The sequence below is a fragment of the Vibrio phycocola genome (assembly GCF_053850235.1).
Window position 1 is genome coordinate 185,213 of sequence record NZ_JBSQDJ010000008.1, and the last position, 14,376, is coordinate 199,588.

Consider the following 14,376-nt stretch of genomic DNA (forward strand, 5'->3'; position numbering starts at 1 on the left):
ATAAGAGTCATTTACGATTAACGCGCGCGGAAGACGATGCGGCCCTTAGATAAGTCATAAGGGGTCATCTCTACAGTCACTTTGTCACCCGTAAGAATACGAATATAGTTTTTGCGCATTTTGCCTGAGATGTGAGCGGTCACTACATGACCATTTTCAAGTTCAACACGGAACATAGTGTTTGGTAGAGTGTCAAGGACAGTGCCTTGCATCTCGATTACGTCTTCTTTAGCCATTTAATCCTCTTTTGAAATTTGGCGTGTATAAATGGGCGAAATTGGCCTTTATATACGGTGTATATGTTAAGTTGGCGGTATTCTACCCTTGCCAACGTTGATTTACTAGCTTTTGATGTGGTTGAAATCGCACTTTATAATTCATAGCTGGGCATGAATCGATTTGATAGCCCAAGTAGAGATGAGATTTACCGTTATTTTTACAGTATTCAATTTGTAACATAACTGCGAGCGTCCCTATAGACAGTGCGATAGTTGGGTCAAAAAATGTATAGAATGCACTTGCGCTGAATTGAGTGATATCGGTAATCGCAATTGCAATCAACTTGTTACCTTCGTAGATGTGTAAATATTGGGTTGTTAACCATTCATTTTTTGAAAATGTTTCAAATTCTACTTTATTGGGTGGAAACATCGTTCCATTCTGATGGCGGTTGTTAATATACTTTTCATAAATTGAGTACCAATTATCATCCATCTTACTTTTCATTTCCCATCTTAAGTGACGGCTTTTATTCCACAGACGCTTTTGGCTTTTACTTGGTGCAAAATCTAAACAAGGTATTCGTATGGATTGGCATTGAGTACATTGGGGGCAATGTGGTCGATAGATGGAAGCACCGCTGCGACGAAACCCATTTGCAAGCAACATTTCATAGTTATGTTCATTATGTAATTCAGGTTCAACTATGATCGCAACTTGCTCTAATTGTTCTTCTAAATAACTGCAAGGTGACTCTTGGGTCAGTCCGATGCGAATATTTGGCATACGATTCCTATTTTACACGCTAAGCCATTGCGGAAGGTAACACTTGCTATCAACGCTTTCGTGTTTCAGAGAGGTTAACTGTTGATGGAAAATATCACGCTTTAATTCTTTTGCACCGAGAGATAAGAGGTGAGGGTTCATTATCTGACAATCAATCAATTCACCACCACATGCTAAGAAATGCTCGCAAAACTTCCACAGTGCAATTTTAGATGTATTCGTTTCTAAGCTAAACATCGACTCACCACAAAATATCTTTCCAATACTGATACCGTAAAAACCACCAACAAGTTGATTCTCCTTGTTCCACACTTCAACTGAATGGCATACTCCTTCATGTGCTAAGGATTTATAAGCGAGGCGCATTTCTGGATGTATCCAAGTTTCTTCTGGGCCTCGCGTTGAAGCACAGTAATCGATGACACTTGCAGTGTCGTGATTAATACTAATACGGTAGCCAACTTTTTTTTGGTATTTTTTAAGACTTTTTGATGGATTATAGGTCTTAGGTATAAATACTGCTCTTGGAGTGGGGCTCCACCATAAGATAGGGTCACCAGAGCTGTACCAAGGAAAAATCCCACTCTGATACGCAAGTTTTATCCGTTGTGGTGAAAGATCTCCACCAAAAGCGAGTAACCCATTTGGCTCAGTAAGCGCAGTATAGACAGATGGAAAAGTATAGTCATCATCAGACAATTGAGCGATATAAATAGTCATAGTTTAATCAGTTAAGGAATTTAATATGCGTAGATTGTTAATCATCTTATTGCTACTGCCACTATATGCTAACGCTGGCTACGAGCGCAACGTGGCGCGACCCGTCGATAAAGTAGAATTCGCCGTTGTCGATAGTCTTAGATATATCACGCAAACCGAAGTTATCAAAGCGCGAGAGCACGGGTTAGAAACATTTATTGGCGCAGTAACAGGGGCGGTCATTGGTAGTCACTTTGGGCGCGGTCATGGGAAACAATTTGCGATTATTGCGGGCTCGATAGCCGGCGCAAATATCGCCCGGAATGGCGCGCGTGCAAACGCCGATTCGCATGTCATCTATCAAGACTCGGAAATTGTTGATCTCTTACTTCGAATGAGTGATGGCTCACTGATTGATGTAGTGCAAGATGTTGACCCAAGTATGTTATTTAACATTGGTGATGAAGTGAGAATTTTATATTTTGGCAATGAGGTAAGAGTCGATAAAGTATTTTAGAACGAGAAATCGAGAGAAAAGGCCGTATTGGACTAGCGATCTTTGCTCTTTTTGGGTAGTCTCATCGCACGAAAAATTATTCATCTGCTCTTTGTTTTCATGTTCAAAGAGGGACATAGGAAAATTTAGTTTAAATGGAAAGCCTAACGTTACAACCTATTCAAAAGATAAACGGCGTCGTTAATTTACCTGGCTCTAAAAGTGTTTCGAATCGTGCATTGCTTTTGGCTGCACTTGCAAAAGGTACGACAAAACTCACTAATTTACTTGATAGTGACGACATTCGTCATATGTTAAATGCATTAAACCTCTTAGGGGTTTCCTATCAACTTTCTGAATGTAAAACGGAATGTACAGTTGAAGGGCTAGGCCATGCATTTTCAGTGGAAACGTTGACAGAACTGTTTTTGGGAAATGCGGGTACTGCTATGCGACCTTTGGCCGCAGCATTGTGTTTAGGTAAAGGTGAGTACATATTAACCGGTGAGCCAAGGATGAAAGAGCGTCCTATTGGTCATTTGGTTGATGCTCTTCGTCAAGCTGGTGCGGATGTAGAATATTTAGAGAATGCCGATTATCCGCCGCTAAAAATTACAGGATCTGGATTAAAAGGCGGGCGTGTTTCAATTGATGGGTCTATATCGTCACAGTTTTTGACCGCTTTTCTAATGTCAGCTCCTCTTGCTCAAGATGAAGTGACGATTGATATTGTTGGAGATCTCGTTTCTAAACCGTATATTGATATTACACTCCATATCATGCATCAATTTGGTGTTTCAGTGCAGAATAACGACTACAAGCAGTTTGTTATTCAGCCTGGGCAACAATATGTCTCTCCTGGTGATCTTCTTGTTGAAGGTGATGCCTCTTCGGCTTCCTATTTCTTAGCTGCTGCTGCCATTGGTGGTGGAGAAGTTAAAGTCACGGGAATTGGTAAAAAGAGCATTCAAGGTGATGTACAGTTCGCTGATGCGTTAGCAAAAATGGGCGCAGAAATTGATTGGGGCGATGATTTTGTTGTCGCTCGCAAAGGTGAGTTAAAAGCGGTTGATATGGATTTTAATCATATCCCAGATGCTGCTATGACGATCGCTACAGCAGCTTTATTCGCCGAAGGCACAACGGCTATTCGTAATGTATACAATTGGCGTGTAAAAGAAACTGATAGACTTGCTGCAATGGCTACCGAACTGCGTAAAGTTGGGGCGGAAGTTGAAGAAGGGCATGACTATATTATTATAACGCCACCAGCTGTATTTAATCATGCTGCAATTGACACGTATGATGATCACCGCATGGCGATGTGTTTTTCTCTCGTGGCTTTAAGCGATACACCAGTCACGATTAATGACCCTAAGTGTACATCAAAGACGTTCCCAGATTACTTTGAGCGTCTTAAAGGACTGAGTGATATTGCTTAGTTAACGACAATAATATGATAAGAAGCCTCGTTATTGAGGCTTTTCTAATTTTACGTACTACTCTTTTAGACTGAACTCTTTTGAGAGTCGGTGAGCAAGAAACTTAAACATGTTGAAGACGTCAGTGGTTTTTTCTGTGGGCAGTCCATTGTCATCTAAAAAATAATTGCCTTTGAATACTAAAACACCCTCTTTTTCTTCAACACTATCTGCTCGCATGCCTTCAACATAGGCATCATGCTCTTGGATAAGTTGATTGGCTATGAGTAATAGTTCAAATTTGGTAATTGTTTTTTTTTCGCTCATTGAAGAAAGCCTTCATTTGTTGTGATGATAAATAGTGAAATATCAAGGGTTGCAATAAATAACAGTGCATCCTAGTGTTTTATATTGAAAGATAATTTTGTGATTTATCCCATAAATCGTATGTTTTTATTCGCGACTGTGGTTAAGTCACCTTAGTATGTGCCAATTTTAGACTTGGCTAAAGTCCATTTCGGACAATAGTCGAGCAATTGACAACGCAATCTCAAAAAACTGGTTGATCTTCTGCGTCTATCACTCGATAGTAAAAAGAAGTTATCTTGTTATATTATGCGATAAAGTTCGTATTATGATTAAGGACATTTGAATCAATTATGGGTAAATCACTGGTTATAGTGGAGTCTCCTGCCAAAGCTAAAACGATAAATAAATATCTTGGCAAGGACTATATCGTGAAGTCTAGTGTCGGTCATGTCCGTGATCTTCCTACTGCTGGTCAGTCAAAAGCGAAAACTCCTGCAGCAAAACCTAAAGGTAAAGCTGTGAAACTTAGCCCCGAAGCTAAGTTGGAAAAGGAACGCAAATCTCTTATCAATAAAATGGGAATTGATCCCTATCATGATTGGGAAGCCAACTATCAGATTTTGCCAGGTAAAGAAAAAGTTGTTGCAGAGTTGCAAAAACTGGCAAAGGACGCTGATTGCGTTTATCTCGCAACGGATTTGGACCGCGAAGGGGAAGCTATCGCATGGCACCTGCGGGAAATCATTGGTGGTGACGATTCACGATATAAGCGAGTTGTGTTTAATGAGATAACAAAAAATGCAATTCAGCAAGCATTTGAAAAACCGGGTGAATTGAATATAGATGGCGTCAATGCTCAGCAAGCTCGTCGCTTTATGGATCGCATTGTTGGATTTATGGTATCGCCATTATTATGGAAGAAAGTGGCGCGAGGCTTATCAGCCGGTCGAGTTCAATCCGTTGCGGCGAAACTTGTCGTAGAAAAAGAACGCGAAATTAAAGCGTTTATTCCTGAAGAATTTTGGGATGTTCATGCTGATACTACGACACCTGATGATACTGCGTTGCGTCTTATGGTTTCTCAACGTCAAGGTGTGGCATTTAAACCAGTTAACCAGTCTCAAGCAGATGAAGCAGTCACGTTACTAGAGAAAGCGAGCTTTGAAGTTTGCAAGCGTGAAGATAAGCCTACATCCAGTAAACCATCTGCGCCATTCATTACTTCGACTTTGCAGCAGGCTGCGAGTACTCGTCTTGGTTACGGCGTAAAGAAAACAATGATGCTTGCTCAGCGACTCTATGAGGCTGGCTATATTACTTATATGCGTACCGATTCAACCAATTTGAGCCAAGAAGCCGTTGCATCTGTACGCGAATATATTGGTTCTAAATTTGGTGACCAGTATCTGCCTGAAGCTCCAAATCTTTACGGAAGTAAACAAGGTGCTCAAGAGGCGCACGAAGCTATTCGCCCATCGAGTGTAGATGTTCTTGCCGATGATTTGCAAAAAATGGACCCTGATGCGCATAAAGTCTATGCGTTAATTTGGAATCAATTTGTTGCTTGTCAGATGACACCTGCTCGATATACCTCGTCGACTGTTAGTGTTAAAGCAAGTGAGTTTACGTTAAAAGCAAAAGGTCGAATTCTTAAGTTTGATGGTTGGACTCGAGTACAGCGTCCTTTAGGTAAAAATGAAGACCAAATTTTACCAGATGTCGCACTTGGCGATATATTGACGTTAAAAGCATTAGATCCTAAACAGCACTTTACCAAGCCACCAGCTCGTTACACAGAAGCGGCATTAGTTAAAGAGTTAGAGAAGCGTGGTATTGGTCGTCCTTCTACATATGCATCGATCATTTCTACTATTCAAGATCGCGGTTATGTAAAAGTGGACCAACGTCGTTTTTACGCTGAAAAAATGGGTGAAATTGTTACTGACCGACTTGATGCAAGCTTTGTTGATTTAATGAACTACGATTTCACCGCTCGCATGGAACAAAAACTTGACCAAGTTGCTGAAGGTGACGTGAACTGGAAAACAACACTTGATGCTTTCTTTGGTGATTTTACTGTTGAATTGGAAAAGGCTGAGTTGGACGAAGATGCGGGCGGCATGAAGCCAAACCACATTGTTGAAACGAATATCCAATGTCCAACGTGTGAGCGTCTTATGGGTATAAGAACGGCATCGACTGGCGTATTCCTAGGTTGTTCAGGTTATGCATTGCCGCCAAAAGAACGTTGTAAGACAACGGTTAACCTTGGCAGTGAAGAAGGCATTGTTAATGTCTTGGAAGAAGATGTTGAAACCGCTGAATTAAGAGAGAAGAAGCGTTGCCCAATCTGTGAAACGGCTATGGATGCTTACTTAATTGACGAAACACGTAAATTACATGTTTGTGGTAATAACCCAAATTGTGATGGTTATGTTGTTGAAAAAGGTGAGTTTAAGCTTAAAGGTTACGATGGCCCTGTTGTTGAGTGTGATAAATGTGGCTCAGATATGGTGTTGAAAAATGGTCGCTTTGGTAAATATATGGGCTGTACCAGTGAGTCGTGTAAGAATACTCGTAAGATTTTAAGAAATGGCGATGTTGCACCTCCGAAGGAAGATCCTGTTCACTTTCCTGAACTGCCGTGCCAAAACTCAGATGCTTACTTTGTATTGAGAGATGGTGCTTCTGGTTTGTTTATGGCAGCAAGTAACTTTCCGAAGTCGAGAGAAACTCGTGCGCCTTTGGTTAGTGAATTCCAACAATACGAAGATCGAATCTCGGAAAAATTCCGTTACCTAGCAACAGCACCTGCGAAAGATCCTGATAATAACCCAGCGGTTATTCGCTTTAGTCGTAAGTCGAAGGAACATTACGTACGATCTGAGGTTGATGGTAAGCCTACTGGTTGGTCTGCATTATTTGTCGATGGCAAGTGGGACGTTACTGATAAACGTAAAACGAAGTAGAGACAAGTTATCCATTCTACGTAAAGGCAGCACTCGCTGCCTTTTTTATTGCGTCATGCTTGGAATTACATTTGTATGTTAATTACACAATTTCATTATCACTTCTATTGTTAGTTAGTTTGTCTTTTGTGACATGCCACAAATTCCTCGTGTTTTGAATTTGAGCTGATTCCTAACTTCACACCGTTCTCGTTGTAATCTAATTATAATTCGTTAACTATAAACAACGGGTTGCATTTGATGTTGATAGAACAAAAATGTCATAAGAGCGAAGTGACATTATTTCGACTATAAGTAGATGGAGTTAAATTATGGCTGGCGTATTATGTATGATTTTGGCGGGAGGAGAAGGTTCGAGATTACGGCCTTTAACGGAAAGTAGAACTAAACCAGCAGTGCCGTTTGGCGGTAGTTATCGATTAATTGACTTTGCATTAAATAACTTTGTAAATGCTGATTTAATGCGTATCTATATTTTAACTCAATTTAAATCTCAATCACTCAATGTACATTTGAGAAAAGGGTGGAATGTTTCGGGTATTACCGACCGCTTTATTGATGTTATTCCAGCGCAAATGCGCGATGGAAAACGTTGGTACGAAGGGACCGCTGACGCAATATATCAAAATATTCGATTTGTAGAATCCGCCTCTCCAGAGCACGTTTGCATTTTTGGCTCTGATCACGTTTATAAAATGGATGTACGTCAGATGTTAGACTTCCATAAGCGTGTCGATGCGAAGTTAACGGTTTCGGCGATAAGAATGCCCTTGTCAGAAGCGACTTCATTTGGTGTTATTGAAGTGGATAATGAAGGACGAATGATTGGGTTTGAAGAAAAGCCCGAGCAACCTAAATCCATTCCTGGTGAGCCTGAGTGGGCGCTTGTTTCTATGGGTAACTATATATTTGAAGCCGATACTCTTTCTAAAGAATTACGTGTTGATGCGGAACTTGAAAGCTCAAGTCACGATTTCGGTAAAGATATCATTCCAAAGCTTTACCCTGACGGGGGAGTGTTTGTTTATGATTATTCCACCAATAAGATAAAGGGAGAACCTGAATCGACCTATTGGCGCGATGTCGGTACGATTGAATCATATTGGGCTGCCCACATGGATTTACTAGAACAAGATCCTCAATTTTCTCTGTACAACCGAAATTGGCCACTACATACATTTTACCCACCACTGCCACCTGCCACATTTATTGATGCACAAGAAAGAAAAGTTAAAATTACTGATAGTCTAGTCGCGGGCGGTAGCTACTTGCAGGGTGCAAAAGTTTATAAATCTGTGCTTGGTTTCCGCACTAATGTGGGGGCGGGTTCATATATTAGTGAATCAATTATTCTTGGTGATGTAAAGATTGGCGCCTCGTGTACGATTAAACGAGCTATTATTGATAAAGATGTAGAGATTGCACCTGGGACTGTTATCGGCGAAGATATAGAGCTAGATCGCCAACGTTTCCATGTATCTGATTCAGGTATAGTGGTTATTGCCAAAGGAACTAAAATTGGATTTTAATAAAGATAAGATAGATGTCTGGTTTGCTGTTTCCGAAGCTCAAGGTATTGTAAAAAGTGGAGGTTTGGCCGATGTCGCCAAAGCTCTGCCGAAAGCGCTTCAGGATATCGGCCATACGGTTAGAATAGTGTTGCCAGGCTACCGACTGGCACCAGGACGTCTCGACTGCGAGATCATACTTAAGAGTAGTTTAAGTCATTGGCCTCATACTGAGTATCAAGTCCGGCGCTCAGAGCTTGATGGCGTTGAAGTTTACTATATTGATTGTGACCACTACTTTGACCGTCCAGAGTTGTACGCTGAGCATAATAATGCGTACTCGGATAATGGTGAACGTTTTGGGTTCTTTAGTGCTGCTTGTTTAGATGTACTTCCGAAATTAAACATTAAACCTGATGTTGTACATGCGAATGATTGGCACACTGGCTTAGTTCCATTTCTACTTAAGACTCGTTATAACGCTGACCCTTATTACCAAGATATTAAGAGTGTATTAACGGTCCATAATGCTATTTTTAAGGGTATTTATTCCTATGACGAACTTGGGGTAATCCCTGAGCTCCATACTTCAGGTATGCATCATTTGGAGTATGGAAATGGCCACGTCAGTATGCTCCGTGCCGGTATTACTTATGCGGACAAAGTGAATGCTGTTAGTCCCAATTATGCGGCAGAGTTGCTCACACCACTCGGTGCTCATGGGTTAGTCGATGACTTTGTTCACCGTACTAAGGACTTATATGGGATCGTGAATGGTTGTGATTATTCTGAGTGGAATCCAAAAACAGATGAATTCTTACCTTTAAATTACGATTGTGAAACTGAGTCGTTGCAACAAGGTAAGGCGGAATCTAAGAGTACTTTACAAGAGGAGTTGCGTCTCCCTGTTCGTGATGTGCCATTATTCGGCATGGTTTGTCGATTGACTCATCAAAAAGGCTTTCATTATTTACTTCCCATTCTAGAGCAATTTTTACGTAATGATGTTCAATTTATTATTGTTGGTACGGGGGAACCAGATGTCGCAAATACATTACATCAATTGGTTTCTAAGTATCCGCAAAAATTTATGTTTGTTGATGCTTATAGCAATCGATTTGCTCATCTCGTTGAAGCTGCATCTGATTTCTTTGTTATGCCATCAGAATTTGAGGCGTGCGGATTGAACCAAATCTACAGTATGGCTTATGGAACACTACCCATTGTTCGAGAAGTTGGTGGTCTGAAAGATACCGTTATCGACTATGATAAAGATTCGGATAATGCGACCGGTTTTGGTTTTATCGATCCTTCCCCTGAAGCACTTTTAATTAGCATGCAGAGAGCGCTATTGGTTTATCTTCAGCAACCTAGCACCTTTTTGGAGATGCAGCAGAGAGCGATGCGTAAAGATTTCAGTTGGCATGAATCTGCACATGAATATATAAAGATGTACCATAAAGCGTTACAAAATCTATAATAGATAAAAAGCGCTTCGGCGCTTTTTTTGTGTTAATGTTTAATTAAATATATTGCGAAAAGTTGAGTAAATGTCGAACGATATTCTTTTTCATAAGGTTTATCCTCACTCCACATCTGAAGAATGGGTTGTGTTCATTCATGGTGCGGGTGGGAGTTCGTCGATCTGGTTTAAGCAGATCAAAGAATATAAAAAGCACTTTAATTTACTACTGATAGATCTCCGTGGCCATGGCCGCTCTAATCAACTATTCAAAGACTGGCTTCATGATAAGTATACTTTTAAATCTGTAAGTAAAGATGTCATTAAAGTACTCGATCATTTGGATATTGAACGTGCGCACTTTGTAGGTATGTCTTTGGGAACCATTATAGTACGTACAATTGCAGAACTGGCTGAAAGCCGCGTAAATACTATGATATTAGGTGGTGCTATTACTCGATTTGATACGCGCTCACAAATATTAGTCTCTATAGGCCATGCGAGTAAACATATCATTCCGTACATGTGGTTGTATCGTTTATTTGGCTACATAATTATGCCTCAAGTCGCTCAAAAAGAGTCACGTAACTTATTTGCACGAGAAGCAACAAAGTTGTGTCAAAAAGAATTTAAACGTTGGTTTACCTTAACAGCGGAAGTGAATCCTTTAATGCGCTATTTTCGTGAGAGAGAAGCCGCTATTCCTACGCTATATGTGATGGGTGAGTTAGATTATATGTTTATTCAACCCGTGAGAGAGATGGTTGCTGGGCACTCGTTAAGTGAATTACGCTTGATACCTAATTGCGGCCATGTGTGCAATGTTGAATCACCAGAGCTCTTCAACACGCACTCAATAGGGTTTATAAAAAAGCACCAACAAAAGTATGGTGCGTAGTTTCAAGTCTATAGTTTGTTTAGCAGTTCATCGCGACGCGATTGAGGGATAACTGACCAATGTTTGCCTTCTATCGCCCCTTCTAGTGACCACAGTAGCTCTAAAGATATAGAAGAGCTAGCATGCGACTCTTTGATAGCTTTATAAGCATTTAATGCGCCTTCGGTGATGAGGTCTTCTACAGAATTAATGCCAGCCTTTTTTAACATCCTTTCTGTGGTCAGACGTAAATTGGGTAGGTCTTTTATCCGTTGTGGCTTTTTTGTTAATTGAGTCTGCTTTTCGCTGATGGCAAAGTCAAAAGCATTTTTGCCGAGTGTAAATACGTCTTCAGGGTTATTCCAACAATTATCGTCGAGGGCGTAATATTTAGTGACGACTGGGAAACCGCGTTTTGCATAAGAGTATGGCTTATACCCTCGAGATTTAAAATCGTCTAGTGTTAACTTATCTGCTCTAATATGGAGTCTGTTCTGTACAACAAGAGCAAACATAACGCCGTTAGCAAATATTCCAAAACCACCAAACATGGAGCGAGAAGTGATTGAGCCGAGAGTCTCAAAAAGGTGCATCGAATCTTTCAGTATTGGTTTATCCATATCGCAATCTTCTATATTCCTAGCTTCTGAGTATTGTGTTGAGCTTTTACAAGGCTTTTTGATTATAGTTTGACCAAGTAATAATGTGATTTTAGTTCATAGAATGGGATAGAGCAATATTGAATATAAGAATAAATATCAAGAGATGAGAAAATTATTTATTTCTTATCTTTAATACACTTAGTCAAGTTTCTTTACTGAAAAGCGTTCAACAATTTCTGGATGCATTTCGAAAACGCGTCGTTCATGTTGCTTGTTTTTTATACGCTGGAGTAAGATTTCAAACGCATTTTTTCCGACGCGACGTTTTGGCTGATGAATTGTGGTTAACGGTGGAGAAAAGTATTCAGAAATTTCAATATTGTCATAACCAATTACTGAAATGTCTTCGGGTATTCGAATTCCTTTTTGCTGTAATCGGCTCATTAGACCTAATGCCATTGTATCGTTAAAACAAAAAACCGCGGTGGGTTTGGTATCCATTGCAATAATGCTGTCGGCGGCTAAAACAGCGGTGTCACATTCAAAGTTGCCTTCTAGAATCCAGTCTTCATTAATCGCAAGATTGGCTTCGTTCATTGCGCGGCGAAAGCCTATAATACGCTCTTTACAGGCGGCTTTATTTAAGTGTCCACTAAGACATGCGATGTCTCTATGACCATGTTTAATCAAATAACGGGTTGCTAAGTATCCACCTTCTTCCGAATTATCAATAATTTTATCTGATTGTGAGCTCTCTGGTCCCCAGTCCATGATTACTTTAGGTACCTCACTGTAGCTGTCGAGCATCACTAAGAGCTCTTCCGTGAGGTCAGAACACATGACTAAGAACCCATCGACACGTTTTTCAGCCAACATACGAATGTAGTCGCGTTGCTTTTCGTATATCCCACCTGTGTTACATAGGATTAATGTATAGCCTTGACGGTAGCAGTAACTTTCGACTCCATCGATAACTTCAGAAAAAAATGGGTTGGTCGATTGAGTGACTAGCATCCCAATTGTTTGAGTTGAGTTACATTTGAGGCTTCGAGCAACGGCACTTGGTGAGTATTTCAACTCTTTAACTGCCGTATTCACTTTCTCTTGTGTCGCTTCAGCAACAAAACGCGTTTTATTGATTACGTGAGAAACGGTTGTGGTTGATACGCCAGCTAATCGAGCTACATCTTTAATTGTTGACATTATTATTCCTGAGATAATTTAACTCTAAGACCAAGAATTAATTACATTAAATATAACGAATCTAGGCCTATATTAATTGAATCAATTAGATGAATAAAATGTTATTTATGTTGAGCTATGAAAATGAGCTTACAGATTGTTCGGTTTGAGGTTGTTTTTCACTTTCTATCCATTGGTTTACATAATGCCAAAGAAGGCCTAACGTTTCATACCAATAACGTTCTGTTTGTTCCAAGTAGCGTGCTCTAGGTAGGTATTTTTCCCACGCTTGTTTTATGTCTCGCTGGGCTAAAAAATTTGTTGGGGCCGGAATTGGGAAAACTCGAGCACTGTGAAACTCGACAATAGCGCGACGCATATGACTTGCAGAAGTAACAACAACTAGCTTCTTTTCTTCAATAAAGCGAGCGGCTTGGAATGCTTCTTCATGTGTATTTTTTGCAGCTTCTAGCAACACAATATCTGACTTAACCACACCCAATGCGAGCGCAACTTTGGCGAGCATTCTTGCGTGGCTGACTTCCGTTTCTGCATTGTATCCAGATAAGATTAGTTTTGAGCCTGGATACATGCGCATGATACGAATTCCTTCGGTTAACCTCATTAATCCCGCTCGACTTAATTCTGAGGTTGGTGGTAGATCATCGTCTACAACGTGACCACTGCCTAACACCATCACATAATCAATATGCCCTTCTATAGGTAAGAAAGCGGAGTATTGGCGTTCAAGAGGAAGAAGTAAACGACTAGAAACGGGTTGGAATGCGGCGAGAAAAATTATCGTAAATGAGAAGAGGACGAACCAACAACCTGTGCGCCTTTTGGTTGTGAACATAATCAACATTAGCCCAATAAAGCCAATGATCAGCATTGCGGGCAGAGGCATTAACAAGGAAGCAATTATCTTTTTTAATTCAAACATAAAAGTCAGTTGTCCGAAAAAACAGCAAATAGGATGAAAATAACAGATTCCTCTTTATAATCACCGTCCCTATGCGAGAATAGCCGCACGTATTCCAATCATACCTTAAGCTACCGTGACAGAAGATCGTAATTTCGACGATATTGCACACAAATTTGCGAAAAACATATATGGCTCTGACAAAGGAGACATACGACAGCAGATTGTTTGGGAAGATATTGAACGAATTTTATCAATATTTCCAGATAAATTAATGCCGCTGCATATTTTAGACGCAGGTGGTGGTTTGGCACAACTTTCACAAAAGTTGGCAAAAAACAATCATTTAGTGACATTATGTGATCTCTCTTGTGAAATGCTCGAATTAGCAAAAGTGGAGATTGAAAAAAACCAATTGCTTCCTCAGTATCGCTTTGTGCATTCTCCTATTCAGAGACTAAGCCGACATTTAGATACTCCGGTTGATCTGATTTTGTTTCATGCCGTAATGGAATGGTTAGCAGATCCACAAACGGTATTAAGAGAACTATTGCAGCATTTAAAACCTGGTGGCGTCGTGTCGATTATGTTTTATAACCACCATGGCCTGGTTTACAAGAATGTTGTTTGTGGCAATATTCCTCACGTGTTGAATGGAATGCCATTTAAGAAACGTTTTAAATTACAACCACAAAAAGGACTCATTCCAAGTGATGTTTACCGCTGGATTGAAGACAGCGATTGTCAGGTTGTGGGAAAAAGTGGAATTCGGTGTTTCAGTGATTACATTGGAAACCAACAACATATGGGTGAGTACACGTCAGAAGATGTACTCAATCTAGAACGTCGTTTATGTCGTGAAGAGCCTTATCTTTCAATGGGGCGTTACATTCATGTCTGGGCGCGAAAAAATTAAGGGTTACG

Annotated in this window: 14 protein-coding genes; 7 read left to right on the plus strand and 7 right to left on the minus strand. The window is 40.3% G+C overall.

Annotated features, from left to right (window positions below; translation table 11 throughout):
- Positions 1-17: 17 nt before the first annotated feature.
- From infA to aat, 3 genes are all read right to left on the minus strand, one after another.
- Positions 18-236, minus strand: coding sequence for a translation initiation factor IF-1 (infA, locus tag ACWU4D_RS13345; RefSeq protein WP_001040192.1), 219 nt, complete (start codon positions 234-236; stop codon positions 18-20).
- Positions 237-318: 82 nt separating this feature from the next.
- Positions 319-1,005, minus strand: coding sequence for an arginyltransferase (locus tag ACWU4D_RS13350; protein WP_456051931.1), 687 nt, complete (start codon positions 1,003-1,005; stop codon positions 319-321).
- A 12-nt stretch (positions 1,006-1,017) separates the two neighbouring features.
- Positions 1,018-1,725, minus strand: a complete 708-nt coding sequence (gene aat / locus ACWU4D_RS13355; protein ID WP_456051932.1) for a leucyl/phenylalanyl-tRNA--protein transferase — start codon at positions 1,723-1,725, stop codon at positions 1,018-1,020.
- A gap of 25 nt (positions 1,726-1,750) precedes the next feature.
- On the opposite strand from aat, the gene ACWU4D_RS13360 reads away from it, so the two are divergent.
- Positions 1,751-2,221 carry a glycine zipper 2TM domain-containing protein gene (locus ACWU4D_RS13360; protein WP_456051933.1) on the plus strand — a complete coding sequence of 157 codons (471 nt, stop codon included), beginning with the start codon at positions 1,751-1,753 and terminating at the stop codon, positions 2,219-2,221.
- Positions 2,222-2,355: 134 nt separating this feature from the next.
- On the plus strand, positions 2,356-3,642 hold the full coding sequence (gene aroA / locus ACWU4D_RS13365; protein WP_456051934.1) for a 3-phosphoshikimate 1-carboxyvinyltransferase: 1,287 nt from the start codon (positions 2,356-2,358) through the stop codon (positions 3,640-3,642).
- A 57-nt stretch (positions 3,643-3,699) separates the two neighbouring features.
- Here aroA and ACWU4D_RS13370 read toward each other — a convergent pair whose 3' ends face one another.
- Entirely contained in the window at positions 3,700-3,948 is a 249-nt protein-coding gene (locus ACWU4D_RS13370; RefSeq protein WP_456051935.1) for a DUF2498 family protein, read from the minus strand.
- Between the two features lie 332 nt (positions 3,949-4,280).
- Here ACWU4D_RS13370 and topA point away from each other — a divergent pair, with 332 nt between their 5' ends.
- From topA to ACWU4D_RS13390, 4 genes are all read left to right on the plus strand, one after another.
- Positions 4,281-6,899 (plus strand): type I DNA topoisomerase, encoded by a 2,619-nt coding sequence (gene topA, locus ACWU4D_RS13375; protein WP_456051936.1) that lies wholly within the window; start codon positions 4,281-4,283, stop codon positions 6,897-6,899.
- A 311-nt stretch (positions 6,900-7,210) separates the two neighbouring features.
- On the plus strand, positions 7,211-8,428 hold the full coding sequence (glgC, locus tag ACWU4D_RS13380) for a glucose-1-phosphate adenylyltransferase (RefSeq protein WP_456051937.1): 1,218 nt from the start codon (positions 7,211-7,213) through the stop codon (positions 8,426-8,428).
- Complete coding sequence (gene glgA / locus ACWU4D_RS13385) at positions 8,418-9,887, plus strand: glycogen synthase GlgA (RefSeq protein WP_456051938.1); 1,470 nt, start codon at positions 8,418-8,420, stop codon at positions 9,885-9,887. The genes glgC and glgA overlap by 11 nt, the downstream gene beginning before the upstream one ends.
- A 70-nt stretch (positions 9,888-9,957) precedes the next feature.
- Positions 9,958-10,767: an alpha/beta fold hydrolase gene (locus ACWU4D_RS13390; protein WP_456051939.1), complete on the plus strand. Its 810-nt coding sequence runs from the start codon at positions 9,958-9,960 to the stop codon at positions 10,765-10,767.
- Between the two features lie 8 nt (positions 10,768-10,775).
- Here the strand turns inward: ACWU4D_RS13390 and ACWU4D_RS13395 are convergent, their stop codons facing one another.
- The 3 genes from ACWU4D_RS13395 to elyC form a co-directional block, all read right to left on the minus strand.
- On the minus strand, positions 10,776-11,366 hold the full coding sequence (locus ACWU4D_RS13395) for a TfoX/Sxy family DNA transformation protein (protein WP_456051940.1): 591 nt from the start codon (positions 11,364-11,366) through the stop codon (positions 10,776-10,778).
- A gap of 180 nt (positions 11,367-11,546) precedes the next feature.
- Positions 11,547-12,551, minus strand: coding sequence for an HTH-type transcriptional repressor PurR (purR, locus tag ACWU4D_RS13400; protein WP_456051941.1), 1,005 nt, complete (start codon positions 12,549-12,551; stop codon positions 11,547-11,549).
- Positions 12,552-12,666: 115 nt separating this feature from the next.
- The gene (gene elyC, locus ACWU4D_RS13405; RefSeq protein ID WP_456051942.1) at positions 12,667-13,473 is read right to left on the minus strand and encodes an envelope biogenesis factor ElyC; all 807 of its coding nucleotides are present in this window, start codon (positions 13,471-13,473) and stop codon (positions 12,667-12,669) included.
- Between the two features lie 115 nt (positions 13,474-13,588).
- Here elyC and cmoM point away from each other — a divergent pair, with 115 nt between their 5' ends.
- The gene (gene cmoM / locus ACWU4D_RS13410) at positions 13,589-14,368 is read left to right on the plus strand and encodes a tRNA uridine 5-oxyacetic acid(34) methyltransferase CmoM (protein WP_456051943.1); all 780 of its coding nucleotides are present in this window, start codon (positions 13,589-13,591) and stop codon (positions 14,366-14,368) included.
- Positions 14,369-14,376: the final 8 nt, after the last annotated feature.

Coding starts and splice junctions, on each gene's coding strand:
- aat (WP_456051932.1), bottom strand. CDS start 1,725: ATGACTATTTATATCGCTCAATTGTCTGATGATGACTATACTTTTCCA.
- glgC (WP_456051937.1), top strand. CDS start 7,211: ATGGCTGGCGTATTATGTATGATTTTGGCGGGAGGAGAAGGTTCGAGA.
- ACWU4D_RS13395 (WP_456051940.1), bottom strand. CDS start 11,366: ATGGATAAACCAATACTGAAAGATTCGATGCACCTTTTTGAGACTCTC.
- infA (WP_001040192.1), bottom strand. CDS start 236: ATGGCTAAAGAAGACGTAATCGAGATGCAAGGCACTGTCCTTGACACT.
- topA (WP_456051936.1), top strand. CDS start 4,281: ATGGGTAAATCACTGGTTATAGTGGAGTCTCCTGCCAAAGCTAAAACG.
- elyC (WP_456051942.1), bottom strand. CDS start 13,473: ATGTTTGAATTAAAAAAGATAATTGCTTCCTTGTTAATGCCTCTGCCC.
- ACWU4D_RS13370 (WP_456051935.1), bottom strand. CDS start 3,948: ATGAGCGAAAAAAAAACAATTACCAAATTTGAACTATTACTCATAGCC.
- purR (WP_456051941.1), bottom strand. CDS start 12,551: ATGTCAACAATTAAAGATGTAGCTCGATTAGCTGGCGTATCAACCACA.
- ACWU4D_RS13390 (WP_456051939.1), top strand. CDS start 9,958: ATGTCGAACGATATTCTTTTTCATAAGGTTTATCCTCACTCCACATCT.
- aroA (WP_456051934.1), top strand. CDS start 2,356: ATGGAAAGCCTAACGTTACAACCTATTCAAAAGATAAACGGCGTCGTT.
- ACWU4D_RS13360 (WP_456051933.1), top strand. CDS start 1,751: ATGCGTAGATTGTTAATCATCTTATTGCTACTGCCACTATATGCTAAC.
- ACWU4D_RS13350 (WP_456051931.1), bottom strand. CDS start 1,005: ATGCCAAATATTCGCATCGGACTGACCCAAGAGTCACCTTGCAGTTAT.